12 protein-coding genes are annotated in these 13,025 nt (G+C 63.4%); all 12 read left to right on the top strand.

Features of this window, described 5'->3' with window-relative positions:
• Nucleotides 1-292 precede the first annotated feature (292 nt).
• The 12 genes from ELS24_RS10485 (at nt 293) to ELS24_RS10540 (ending at nt 13,018) form a co-directional block, all read left to right on the top strand.
• Complete coding sequence (locus ELS24_RS10485) at nt 293-670, top strand: hypothetical protein (protein ID WP_127184068.1); 378 nt, start codon at nt 293-295, stop codon at nt 668-670.
• A gap of 2 nt (nt 671-672) precedes the next feature.
• Nucleotides 673-1,041: a hypothetical protein gene (locus ELS24_RS10490; RefSeq protein WP_127184069.1), complete on the top strand. Its 369-nt coding sequence runs from the start codon at nt 673-675 to the stop codon at nt 1,039-1,041.
• A gap of 6 nt (nt 1,042-1,047) precedes the next feature.
• Entirely contained in the window at nt 1,048-2,676 is a 1,629-nt protein-coding gene (locus ELS24_RS10495) for a portal protein (RefSeq protein WP_127184070.1), read from the top strand.
• Entirely contained in the window at nt 2,673-2,906 is a 234-nt protein-coding gene (locus ELS24_RS10500) for a hypothetical protein (protein WP_127184071.1), read from the top strand. The genes ELS24_RS10495 and ELS24_RS10500 overlap by 4 nt, the downstream gene beginning before the upstream one ends.
• A 3-nt stretch (nt 2,907-2,909) precedes the next feature.
• The gene (locus ELS24_RS10505) at nt 2,910-3,806 is read left to right on the top strand and encodes a hypothetical protein (RefSeq protein ID WP_127184072.1); all 897 of its coding nucleotides are present in this window, start codon (nt 2,910-2,912) and stop codon (nt 3,804-3,806) included.
• A 198-nt stretch (nt 3,807-4,004) separates the two neighbouring features.
• Nucleotides 4,005-4,874, top strand: coding sequence for a phage capsid protein (locus ELS24_RS10510; protein WP_205736961.1), 870 nt, complete (start codon nt 4,005-4,007; stop codon nt 4,872-4,874).
• Between the two features lie 27 nt (nt 4,875-4,901).
• Nucleotides 4,902-5,360: a hypothetical protein gene (locus tag ELS24_RS10515; RefSeq protein ID WP_127184074.1), complete on the top strand. Its 459-nt coding sequence runs from the start codon at nt 4,902-4,904 to the stop codon at nt 5,358-5,360.
• Nucleotides 5,361-5,442: 82 nt separating this feature from the next.
• The gene (locus ELS24_RS10520; protein ID WP_127184075.1) at nt 5,443-6,024 is read left to right on the top strand and encodes a hypothetical protein; all 582 of its coding nucleotides are present in this window, start codon (nt 5,443-5,445) and stop codon (nt 6,022-6,024) included.
• Nucleotides 6,024-8,201, top strand: a complete 2,178-nt coding sequence (locus tag ELS24_RS10525; protein ID WP_127184076.1) for a hypothetical protein — start codon at nt 6,024-6,026, stop codon at nt 8,199-8,201. Before ELS24_RS10520 ends, ELS24_RS10525 begins: the two co-directional genes overlap by 1 nt.
• Complete coding sequence (locus ELS24_RS10530) at nt 8,198-9,118, top strand: virion core protein, T7 gp14 family (RefSeq protein ID WP_127184077.1); 921 nt, start codon at nt 8,198-8,200, stop codon at nt 9,116-9,118. Before ELS24_RS10525 ends, ELS24_RS10530 begins: the two co-directional genes overlap by 4 nt.
• Nucleotides 9,118-11,115, top strand: coding sequence for a hypothetical protein (locus ELS24_RS10535; RefSeq protein WP_127184078.1), 1,998 nt, complete (start codon nt 9,118-9,120; stop codon nt 11,113-11,115). The genes ELS24_RS10530 and ELS24_RS10535 overlap by 1 nt, the downstream gene beginning before the upstream one ends.
• Before the next feature lie 112 nt (nt 11,116-11,227).
• Complete coding sequence (locus tag ELS24_RS10540) at nt 11,228-13,018, top strand: hypothetical protein (protein ID WP_127184079.1); 1,791 nt, start codon at nt 11,228-11,230, stop codon at nt 13,016-13,018.
• Nucleotides 13,019-13,025 lie beyond the last annotated feature (7 nt).

Genomic DNA, 13,025 nt, shown 5'->3' on the forward strand with positions numbered 1-13,025 from the left:
TCACCCTACGCGGGGAGGGGTACACCATGCACGACGTGGCGGCCTACACCGGGATACCCAGGGTGACCATGATCGGATGGGCGCAGGGCTCGGAGCCTCGGCACCAGGACGGGGAAACCGTAATCCGGTTCTGGAGCGAGACCACGCAGTTGCCGCGTGAATCGCTTCCCACACGTCGGAATGACGTTTTCTCCAGCAGGTTGGCTCAGTCCAGAGGCTAAAAAGTCGGGATTCCGACCACAGCCGAGAACCACAATCGGCTCCGATCTTCTGCCAACAGACGGAGCCAACCATGACCCGCCGCAACCTGAATGTCCAGACCCCGGGCGAATCCGCCCCGGCCAGCCCCGCCAGCCAAGACGACAGCACCCAGACCCCGGGCGAATCCGTAGCGGACACGAGCGCCGGCACTGACCAAGCTGCGGCGGATGCCTTGGCGGCGCAGGACGAACTGAAGCTTGCTCAGCAGCGTATCCAGGAACAGGATGCGGAAATCGCGCTGTTGCGCGCCAGCCAGACCGCCGCGTCCGGCACTACCACCACCAAGCCTGGCGCGCCGCGCGACTACCGCCGCATGCGCGCCGAAGACATCGACGCCACCAAACTCACCGCGCCCGTGCTATCCGCCGATGGCTGGGTCGTGCCCAATCCGCCCGAGAAAAAGGCGTAGCCATGGGCAGCATCGGCAAGACGATCAAGAAGGTGGCGGGTGTCGTCAACAAGATCGATCCGATCGGCAAGGCCGTGGACAAGCAGCTCAACAAGGCCGGCTTGCCCACCGCCAGCGATTTCGGCGACATGCTCGGCGGTGCAGAGAAGCCGGATGCGCCGGATGCATCTACCGCTCAGGCCGATGCCACCAAGACCGTCGCGGATGAACAGCAGGCGTCTGAGAACGAGGCTGCTGCCCTGGCCAACGCCAAAGCGGCCGAGCGGGCGAAACAACGCCGCGCAGGCAGCCTGCTGGCCGGTGGTGCTCCCGCCAGCACCGCGCAAACATCATCGGTTCTCGCCTATGGCAAGGGCCGACTCGGGGAGTAAGCCGCCGTGTCAAACGACAGCGTGGCAGTTGAAGTTATCCGCCGGCTTGGCGTCCTGAAGGGGCTGCGTTCCAAGCATGAACAGACGTGGCGGGACTGCTACGACTATTCCTTTCCCATCAGATCCCAAGGCTTTAACGGCGACACGGAAGATATTTCCGGCGTCCAGTCCAAGCGAGCCGAGTTGTGCGACACCACCAGCACGGATTCGGGACGCCAGTTGGCTTCCGGCATCCAGACGGGTGTCACCCCAGCGAATTCGCGCTGGTTCGGCATGACGGTCTGGAAAGAAGTGGACGACGAAAAGACATGGCTGGATGAGTCGGCGGACAGCCTCTGGAAAGCTATCCACGCCAGCAACTTCGATGCGGACTCGTTCGAATGCATGCTGGATATTGTCGCCGTCGGCTGGTTCGTGCTCTTCATCGGCGAGAGCGTCGATGAAGATGGATCGATCAACGGATTTCACTTTGAGCAGTGGCCAACGTCTCAGTGCTACTGCGCCGCCTCTAAGCCTGGCGGCCCGATCGATACGGTGTATCGCCCTTACACGCTGACAGTCGAGCAATGCGTTTCCGAGTTCGGCATCGGCAACGTCTCGGAGAAAGTGCGGGATCTGTACGAAAACGAGAAGTTCGACGAGCCGGTAAACCTGACCCATGCAATCTACCCGCGCCGCGAAGGCCGCGCGGGTGCGGTGCGGGCCAAGAACATGCCGTTTGCGTCCGTGCATGTCGACTGCGACAGCAAGGCCACCATGCGGGAATCCGGCTACCACGAGCGGCCCTTCACCGCACCGCGCTGGACGCTGATCCCGCAGTCCAGCTATGCCATCGGCCCCATGTTCGATGCGCTGCCCGACGTCAAGTCGCTCAACAAGCTTTCCAAGATGGAACTTGCCGCCGTCGACCTGGCCGTGTCCGGCATGTGGATCGCCAAGGATGACGGCGTGCTAAACCCCCAGACCGTCAAAGTGGGCCCGCGCAAGATCATCGTGGCCAACGACACCGACAGCATGAAGGCGCTGCAAACCGGTGCCGACTTCAACGTGTCGTTCACGAAAAAGGAGCAGTTGCAGGCTCAGATCCGCAAAACGCTGATGGCCGACCAATTGCCACCGATGGAAGGACAGCCGCGCACGGCCACTGAGTTCCATGTGCGGGTCAACCTTATCCGTCAGCTACTCGGCCCGGTCTATGGTCGCCTGCAAGCTGAATACCTGCAGCCGCTGATCGCGCGCTGTTTCGGCCTCGCATTCCGGGGCGGTCTCTTCGACCCTCCGCCGCAGTCGCTAGCCGGGCGGCCCTACACAGTGGTCTACCTGTCTCCCATGGCCAAGAGCCAGAAAATGGAGGAAGTCAGCGCCATCGAGGGCAGTTTTGCTTCGGTGGCAGCGCTGGCGCAGGAAAAGGGCGACCCCACAGTCTGGGACAGCTTTGACGTGGACGAAGGTGTGCGCCTGGCTGCGGATGGTCGCGGCATCCCGGCGAAGCTTATCCGGAGCCCGGAACAAGTGGCGGCGATCCGAAAGCAACGCGCAGAAATGCAACAGGAGGCACAGCAGCAGGCCATGCAGGACCAGATCGGCATGGAGGCCGCTAGCGCGTCTGTCCAGCAAGCGGCGACCAACCAATGAGCGTAGATCCGTCGGTTTACAAGGCGATCTTCGAAGACGACCGGCGCGGCGCGGCGGTGTTGGAAGACCTGGTGCGCCGATTCTCCCGGCCCGCCGCGACCGAGGGCGGCATCGACGCCGTGCTCAAAACCTACCAACGCGACGGCATGCGCCAGGTGTGCGAATTCATCGTTACGCAGATAAACCGGGCGAACGGCGTCCCGGACCCTAACGCCGACCAAGGAGAGTAAACAATGTGGAAACGTCATTTCCCGGTCATGAACGAAGCCGGCGCGGAGGGTGGTGGCGGCGGTGGTGGCGATGCCGCGGCCGCTGGCTCCGACGCCAGTAGCACGGTTGCACAAGACCCTGCAGCCGCTGCCGCCACCGCCAAAGTTGCTGAAGCCGGGGCGGATCAATCGCTGCTGTCCAAGGGCGCAGGCACCGACACATCCACGCCAGGCGACTGGATCCCCGAAAAGTTCCAGATCAAGAACGAAGCCGGCGACCTGGATATCGAGGCGTCCGCGCGAAAGCTGGCCGAGAGCTATGGCCACCTGGAAAAGCGCAACGGCTCCGCGGATGCGCCTCCCAAAACCCATACCGACTACGCGATCACCCCGCCGGACGCTTTCAAGGACATTGACGTCCGGTCCGATCCCGACATGGGCGAGTTTCTGGAAAGCGCGCATAAAGCGGGCATGTCGCAAAAGCAGATCGACGTCGTAATGGATGCCTACTTCAAGATGGCGCCGAAGCTGGCCCAGGGTGCTGCGGAGTTCGACCAAGAACAGGCTACCGAGCACCTGCAGGCAAAGTGGGGAACCGGCCGCGAGTTTGAGCGGCACGCAGGCCTGGCCCACGCGGCGACCAGCGCCGCTATCCAGAAATCCGGCGTCAGCATGGAAGAAGTGGAGCAGTCCGGCCTGGGCAATCACCCCGTGTTCCTGCGTCTCATGGCGGGCCTGGGTTCCGAGTTCCAGGAAGACCGGCCCGTCGGCGGCCATGCCCAGCGCGTCACGGAAGACTCCGTGCGCGAAATGGAACTGTCCGAGGCATACCGCAACCCGCGCCACCCCCAGCACGATGCAGTCAGCAAGCAGGTTCGCGCCTACTACGAACGCAGGCACGGCACCGAAGCCGTGATGTAGCACCTCAAAAAGTCGGGATTCCGACACCCCTCAAGCGTGACCATTGCGGGCATTCAACCGGCCCGCATGGCACGCGGACAACCGGAAAGAGCCCTCCCAGTGGTGCGGTAGCCGGCAGCAGTGGGCGACTCCCGGGCCCGGAAATCCGGACAACCCGAAAGGCGAATTGAACAGACCAATTTCCCTTTGGAGTTTTCCATGTCCAATACGATCACCCAAGCATTCGTCGTCCAGTGGGACAACCAAATCCGTCTGCAAGCCCAGCAGATGGAATCCCGCCTTGCCGGTTCGGTCCATGACCGCGGCAACATCACTGGTGAATCGTTCACGGCCAACCGCCTGGCGCCGCTGGACGACATGCCCGAGAACACGGTGCGCCACGGCGACACCGTTTTTTCCGAAGCCACCCACAGCACGCGCGTTGCGCTGATGCGCGATTTCTTCCAAGCGCTGCCGGTCGACCGCAACGACGAACCGAAGCTGCTGGCCAACCCGCTGTCTGGCTCCTACAACCAGTCATTGGTTTCGTCGCACAACCGCCGTAAGGACGACATCATCTTCAAGGCACTGATCGGCAATGCTCAGACCAAGGAAGGCGCACAGATTGCGCTGCCGTCGTCGCAGATCATCGCTGCCGGCGGCACGGGATTCACCAAGGCCAAGCTGATCCTGGCCCGCAAGATGTTCCGCAAGAACGAAGCCGATCAGCACGCGGGCGAGCAACTGAACATCGTCTACACGTCCGACATGCTGGAAGACATCCTCGCGGACACGACGCTCACCAGCGCTGACTTCCTGGCCGTGAAGATGCTCCAAGACGGCGACGTCGCTGGCCGCTGGATGGGCTTCAAGTGGATCCCGTACGAGGCCGTGCAGGTCACCGGCGGCACCACGGCGCGCATCGCGGCCTGGACCAATAGCGCCCTGCACTTCGGCTCTGGCTACGTGGAAGGCACGGCAGGCCGCCGCAAGGACAAAAAGAACCTGATGCAGGTGGATATGGCCGCTTCCCACGGCGCGGTGCGCGTCGAGGAAGAGAAAGTCGTCGCCATCGACTTCGTCATCTAACGCATCGCATCGATCAAGGAGAACACCATGGCTGAAGTCAATAGCGTTCAGGCGCAGAAAGTGGCGGACCGCAAGAAGTTGATGCCCGCTGAATCCCACGGCCGCCAGCGCGTGCTGGTTGCTACCCTCCCGGCGGTCCATGCCGCCTATGCCGTGAATGACACCATCCTGCTCGGCACGGTGCCGGTCAATTCGCGGTTTCTGACGGGCGCCGTGGCGTCGGTTGGCGGAGCCGGCACTGCCAGTTCGGTTGTGGGCATCGGTATCCGCAACGCCAAGACGCAGGTTGTTATCGATGCCGACGGCGTGGCCGATGGCGTGGACATTTCGGCGGCCGGGAAGATCGCGGCCGACACCGGCGTACTGGTGGCCGCCGCTGCCGACTACATCACGCCGGCTGATGTCGAGGTTTACGCGACGGTCCTGGGGGCTGTGCTGGCTGCCAACCAGCAGATCCGCTTCGAAATTCCGTACGTCACGGACTGATCGTAACGGTGGTCATCCTCCCTGGTTTCCAGGTGGAAGTTGCCGGGGGCTAGTCCCCCGGTTTTTTATTTCAGGTGTCGAAATGCCAACAGCCAGTGCCGTCTCCATTTGCTCCAACGCCCTGCAGCGGCTGGGCTCAGACCCTATCAGCAGCTTTGAGGACGGCACAAAATTCGCCGGCCTGTGCGGCAATGTCTGGCCCACGGTGCGCGATGAACTTCTTGGTGCGCACAGTTGGAATTGCTGTGTCAAGCGCGTGCAGCTTTCGCCGCTATCTCAGCCGCCCGAGTTCGACTATCCCTATCAGTTCCAGCTTCCCAGCGACTGGATGAAGACCCTCCAGGTGGGCAAGCGGGGCTACGTGATGGACTACACCATGGAGGGGCGCCGGATCCTGGCTCACGTCAACCTGCTGCCTCTGAAATACGTCTGGCGCAATGACGTGCCCGCCAGTTGGGACGATTCGATGGTGCTGGCTGCTGAATTGAAGATGACGGCGGCGATAGCCTACGCCGTGACGGCATCTACCACGTTGCGCGACAGCTATGCGGGCGAGGCTGAAATGGCACTCAAGAAAGCCAAGACCAAAGACGGGCAGGACGTGCCCCCCGATGAGATGGGCGGCTACCCCACGTACGAAGCACGATTTGGCGGGGGGCTGTAATGCCGAAGCTCGACAGCATCCAAACCAATTTCACGGCCGGTGAGCTATCTCCGAAGGTGCGCGGCCGAGTTGATATATCCCGCTACCAGAACGGCGCAGAGATTCTGGAAAACGTGGTGGTAGACATTTACGGCGGCGTGTCGCGAGCGCCAGGCACCGCATATGTGGCGCCCACGGCGCACGCTGACAGGCAGAGCCGCCTTATCCCATTCACCTTCAACCGATCGTCCGCCTACGCTCTGGAGTTCGGTCACCAACTGATGCGCGTCTTCAAGGCTGGCGCGGGTCAGGTGTTGGTGGGCGGGACTCCCTATCAGATCACCACCCCCTACACAGACGTGCAAGTCCAGGAACTGCGGTTTGCACAGGTGGCCGACACAATCTTTATCGCGCATCCAGCACACCCGATCCACATCGTGCGTCGGCTTGCGGACGATAGCTGGGTCATCACGCCAGCGCCGTTCTCGGTCCTGCCTTTTGCCGAAACCGGCCACGTATTCCCTGGCGTTGGCCTGGTGCTGAGCCTGACCACGGTTGGCACGGGGCGAACGGCAACTGCGTCTACGACCGGCGCTTTCATGCCGGCTGACGTAGGACGCCGCATCACCTACCTGACCGGCGTGGCCATCGTCACGCAGTACCTAACGTCGCAACAGGTCGAAATCGAGATCACGAGCCCGTTCTCTGCGCTCGGAGTCCCCGCTGGGCAATGGGTTTTGGAAGACTCGCCACAGGCAATTCTGACTCCCTCCGCAAAGGGAACGGTGGGCCAGTCGATCACCATGACCCTGGACATCCAAGGATGGCGCGCTACGGCGGACGTTGGTCGATTCGTGAAGGTAAATCGCGGGCTGGTGCAGATCACCGGAGTAACGAGTCCGACCGTAGCCACGGGTGTTGTCAAGGCTGACATGGATTCCAATGTGGCGGCTCAACCAGGATCATGGATCATCCAAGCGGCCGCCTGGGGTGGAGTCAATGGATACCCGACAGCGGTCACGTTCAACGAGCAGCGTTTGGTAGCCGGCGGCACCACCAAGTACCCGAATGGGATTTGGGGCAGCCGAACAGGCCTTTATTTGGACTTTACCAGCGGCGACCAGGACACCGATTCCTACTTCTATGCTCTGGACGGAGAGGGAAATTCGATCGAGCATCTGGCCTCAGTGCGTGCGTTGATGGTACTGACGCTTGGTGGGGAATGGACGATGCTGGGTGGCGTCGAAAAGCCCTTGACCCCGACCAACGTGCGAGCAAAGGACGGGTCGGTGTACGGCACCGCGGCTGCACGTCCCCTTAGAGTGGGCGACGAACTTCTGTTCGTGCAGCGCTCCGCCCGAAAAGTGCGCGCAATGGGCTACAGCCTGGAGCGTGATTCGTACTCTGCACCCAACCTGACAACGCTGGCCGAGCACATTACCGAATCGGGTGTGAAGGAAATGACATTCCAGCAGGAACCTGCGTCGCTAGTCTGGGGTGTGCTGAACAGCGGTCGAATGGTGTCGTTGACCATTGACCGGGACGAGGGTGTTACGGCCTGGTGCCAGCATGGCACGGACGGTTTCTATGAATCGGTGTGCAGCGTTCCTGCCGGCGAGGCCGATGAGGTCTGGGCAGTCGTGCGCCGGCTGGTAAATGGGCAGACGGTTCGCTACGTGGAGAAGCTGCGGACGGACTATTTCGTCCATTCGGGAATTGAAGGACACGACCCGGCCGGCTCGCAGGTGTGGGCCGGTCTGAATCACTTGGAAGGCAAGACGGTCCAGATTCGGGCGGATGGCACCAAGCAGCCCGACATGGTGGTGACGGGCGGCCAGGTCACCTTGCCGCGCGCTGCGATAGATGTGCAGATAGGCCTGAAGGTCATACCCAGAATAAAGCTGTTGCGCCCTGAGGTGCAGACTCAAACCGGCACGGCCCAAGCCAGCCAGATGCGCACACACAAGATCTCCATCCTTTTCCTCGACACAGTGGGCGTGAAGATCAACGGCCAGCAGCGAGCCACACGCAGATTTGGCCCAGGAATCCTGGACAAGCCGCCAGCGCCGCTTTCCGGTTGGGATGCTGTGGGTGAACTGGGCTGGGACACCGGCGAGTCGCCTATCGAGATTACCCAGGATTCCCCGATGCCTTTTCACATTCTGGCGGTAGTCCGCCACTGGACGACAAACTCATGATTCGCGTCGCAACCCTTCAAGACGTGCCCGCGGTAGTTGCGCTTGCCCAAGCATTTCACCGCGAAAGCGCTTACCGGAACACGGAGTTCCTACCCAGCAAAGTCACCGACTTATTCAGCGGGCTTTTGGATGAGCCGCGGGGAACGCTGCTCGTCGCGGAAGAGGGCGGGGTGCTGATTGGCTTCTTGTCTGGCGGCATCGGCCAAGACTATTTCGGCGATGGCCTATTCGCATTTGAGCACGGCGTCTATGTGGTGCCAGAGCGGCGTGGCGGCATGGCCGGCCCGCGCTTGGTGCAGGCATTTCTAAGCTGGGCAGAAGGCCTGGGAGTTCCGCGCAAGCACATGGCTATCAGCACTGGCATTGCGACTGAGCGGACTGGCGCGCTTTATCAGCATCTGGGCGGCGAGAACACCGGCGCCCTCTATTCTTGGGGCTGTGATATGGCTTGGGCACCACTTGTTGCGATGGGCGTGTCTGCGGTGGGCGGAATCATGTCCGCGAAGGGTCAGCAGGACGCCGGACAAGCCTCTCAAGAGGCCGACTATGAGCAGGCACAGCAGATGAACGTCGAGGCCGCCCAGGTGCGGCAGGCGGCCAAGGAGCAGGCGGAGAAGATCCGCAAGGCTGGTCGCACGGTTCAATCTCAGGCACGCGCCGCCTATGGCGCATCTGGCGTATCGGTGGACGTTGGAACACCGGTTGAAGTTGGCGAACAAATCGAGCAGGACGCCGAAAGCGATGCCTATGCGGCAATCCTGTCTGGACGCCGGCAGGCTAAGAATCTTGATTATCAGGCCGACATGACCCGGCGCCACGGGTCGTCAGCAGCAGCTGCGGGCAACACGGCGGCCACTGCCTCCTTGCTATCTACCGCGGGGAACGTTTATGGGCAGTGGCGAAAGGGGAGTGCGTAATGAGGATTCCAACTGGAGATTTCGGTAATGCGGTAGCGCGCCCGGCGTCAGCGCCGCAGGTGGGCCCGGGCTCGTTCGGCGGGCAGGAAGCCGCTGCACAGGTGCAGATGGGCCAGGCTGTGCAGCAGGTCGGTAACGAGTTGGCGGCGCGGCAGCAAGACCTGAACCGCATTAAGTCCATCCGCACCATGGCCGAGGCCAAAAACAGCCTCTATACCCTGGAAGACGAGATCACCCAGGGAATCAGCAAGGGTGATATCGATCCCGCCGAAGCACAGAAGATCTGGGGCGAACGATCCCCCAAGCTGGTTAGCGACCGCCTGGCAAGTATCGGCGCCGAACATCGCGAGCTGATCAATGCGCAACTGACGGACACGTCTAACGCGCTGGCCGGCCGAGTGCGCGACGCGGCGACCAAGCGCACGCAGCAGAATATTGGCGGGGAGTTGACCGCTTTGGGAGGGGAACTTGAGCGCGAGGCCGTGCGCGACCGTGCTGGTGCCAATGCCAAGTACGAGGCGAGCGTGCGAGGCATGGGCCCGCAGGCAGGAATGACACCGGCGCAGATCGAAACGGCGGTTCTGCGGTTTAAGGAAAGCAGCGCCAACACGGTGGCGTACACGGCGCTGAACGCCGCTCGCAACAGCGGTCAGGCATTGGGTGAATTTGAGAAGCGTCTAACGTCGGACGAGTTCGCCGACCTGGACCCCCAGCGGCGCGCGGTGCTGCTGAACACCACGGCAGGCTACAAGACGGCGCTGGAGCAGCGCGCGTTGGCGCAGGCGCAGCGCGCTGAAATCCAGGCGGCAAAGCGCGACCGGCAGGCGGCTGGGGTCTATACCCAGGCCGTTACCTTGGCGACTGAAGGCAAGAAGCTGGATCCCAATTGGATTGCCGGAGCAGCCCAGCAAGTCGCGGGCACTCCGTATGAGGCGGGATTCAAGGCCGCGGTTGAGCAAGCGCCAGCCGGCACGGCGTTCGCCATGCAGCCGCTGCGCGACCAGCGCGAAATGCTGGATGGGCTGCTGGCCGAAGGTAACAAAATCGGGTGGACTCCCACCCGTCAGGACCAGTACGACAAAGCGCAAAAGTCCTATGAGACGTCCCAACGCGAATACAAGGAAGATCCCCTGCGCGCCGCTGTCGATCGGAACGTGCTGCCCGAGCTGGCGCCGCTGGATGTGTCTGGCGGCATTGCCGGGATCACGCAGGGGGTGCAAGCCCGGCTTGAGCAGGCCAAGCAGGTCGAGGTCGTGGCGGGGCGCCCGGTGTCGCCGTTCACGTCGGACGAAGCTGTGCAGGTCGCTACGTTGTTCAACGGGATGCCCACTGACCAGCGTGCCACCACTCTCGCAAATCTATCGAAGACTGTAGGACCGCGCACCATGTCGGCCATCGCCGCCCAGTTGGACAACAAGGATCGCAGCTTGGCCCTGGCTGCGGCATTGGGCGACCAGCAGCGCCCGAATGGCGGCCTGGTTTCCGAGCAGATCCTTCGCGGCGAACAGGCCATGAAGGACAAGCGCGTGCCCGATGCTGATGTGACTCGCTGGCGCACCGAGATTGCCGCCGAGGTGCGCGGCGTCTTCGCCACCCCGGAAATGGAAGACGCGGTAATCGACGCCGCCGTGCGCGTGCGCGCGGATGCCGACGTCCGGCGCGCGGGCCGCAGCATTCGCAATGCCATCGATACCGTCTCGGGGAGCATTGTGGATTTCAACGGCGGCAAGATTCCCCTTCCGCTGGGCATGACCGAGAGCCAATTCGAGCGCGGTCTGGTGGCGCTAACCCCGGACAGCTTCACCGACCAGGCGCCGGATGGAAACGTCTTCGTCGCGGGCAAGGCGGTACCCGTTGCGGATTTCGTCAAGGATCTGCCTAACGCGGTCCTGCGTCACGCAGGCCAGGGAATCTACACGGTGTCGTCCGGCACGGGATTTGTATTGAATCAAGCCGGTCAACCGGTGATCGTGAGGATCAACAATGGCACTCGATGACGCGTTTCAAGGCCAGATCAACGAAGCGATCCGCAATCGGGCGCAGGTACCTCCTATAGCCCCTGGCCCCGAACGGGGCTTCAGTCTTTGGGGATTGGCGAAAGCTGCGCCTATGGGTGTAGCAGCGGGCGTTACGGACTCTGGCGCGTTCCTGTCCGACACCGTTGGGGCCTTCGGGTCGGCCATGGCATCCACCGGCAGCACCGGCGTACTGCCATTCGCCGAGACGGAAGAGCAGCGAGTATGGCGTGAGCAGGGCACCGGCGCGGCTAAGAAGGCGCTGGACGACGGCACGGCATTCAGTAGCGACACCGGTGACACCTTGCGCGACGCCAGCCGCTGGCTGGGGCCGAATCCGCAGACCGCCAGCACGGCGGAACAGATGGTGTTCGGGTTCACCAAGACCATCACCAAGGCCGTCGGCTACACGGTCGCCACCGGCAACCCGCTGACGGGCGCAGCGCTGACTGGTGCGGATGAGGGCGTCACGGCGGCTGATGAGCTGCGTCGACAGGGTGTCGACCTTGCCACCCGCACGGGCGTGGGCGCGGTCACCGGCCTGGCAACGGGCGTGGGCGTGGCTCTGCCGGTCGCGGGCCAGACGATTGGCGGCACGATTGGCTATGCGGCGGCCGGCGGCCCGGGCCTTTTCATCGCACAGCAGCAGATGACGCGCGACATTCTGAACAACGCCGACTACAGCAACCTGGCCGACCAGTACAACCCGTTCGATCCCGTTGGCCTGGCCGTTTCCGCCCTGGTGCCAGCAGCTTTCGGTGCCTGGGCGCTGCGAGGGCGCACGCGGGCAGCGGCAAGGGAAGGGCAGGCGGCACCGGCGCAAGCCGCCGAAGCAGCAGAAGCGCCGCGCGGCCCGGTGGCGCAGGAGCTGGTCGACGCGGCGCGCGTGCAGCGCGTGCGCGAGGTGGTCGATTCCTGGAACTTGGCCGACCCGTCCGACGTGCGCGCCGCCAATGACGCCATGATGTCGGTCATGCGCGCGTCGTCGCAGATGGCCGACGGCCTGCCGGTTTATGTGGCGGACCAGTTCCCCATGAAGGAAGCCTACGCGGCCCGAGCCCTGGAAACGATGGTGGCCCGGTCGGAAGCCGCCCGTGCCGAGCTGCTGCCCCAGGCGGAAGCGCTGGCGGAGCCTGGCGCCATCCGTGCGCTGCGCGCCGAGGTGCAGACCTTGGCACAGGCGCGCCGCGCGTCTGGCGACGACGCCGAACTGCGCGCACTGGCCGACCAGATCCGCGCCAACGAGCCGCGCACCGGCGCTCGCGCTGCGCTGAACCGCGCGCGCAAGGAGCTGGACGCGCGCGCAGAAGAGACGGACGCGCGCATTGCCGCCCTGGAAGCGCAGATCGACGCCAACGCGGATGCCATGACCGCGCGCCAGGCGCTGGCAGTGCTGGATGAGCGCATCGAGCAGATGCGTGCCGAGCGTGCCAGCATTGATGCGCCAGCCACGGCGATGAGGCCCGTTGCTGCTGGCGTGCGCGAGGCGGCCCGAGCTGCTGAATCACCGTTCCAGATCCCGGAGCGTGGGCGGCAAGCTGCGGCCGAGCGGGCGGACAACGGCGGCGCACTGCCCGGCGCGCCGGCTTTCGCCTCCGGTACCGACCTGGTCACGCCCACCGTCGCGCGCGCCGACGTAGACCCCATCGCGCCGCCCGCCAAGCTGCCCGCCACCACGGCAGAGGTCACGAACGAGGCCTATGTGTCGGGCCGCCTGGCTGAGATTGAGGCCACCAATCCCGACATGCTGGTGCGCATGGATGGGGACGCCGAAGACGTGCCCATCACCGAAGCCATCCGCCGCCTGAACGAACAACTTGCGCAGGATGACGCGGACGCCGGCTTGCTGGCCGTGGCCGCCAACTGCTTCCTAAGCGCCGCATAAGGAAACG

The sequence above is a fragment of the Achromobacter spanius genome, assembly GCF_003994415.1.
Lineage (GTDB): Bacteria > Pseudomonadota > Gammaproteobacteria > Burkholderiales > Burkholderiaceae_B > Achromobacter > Achromobacter spanius_C.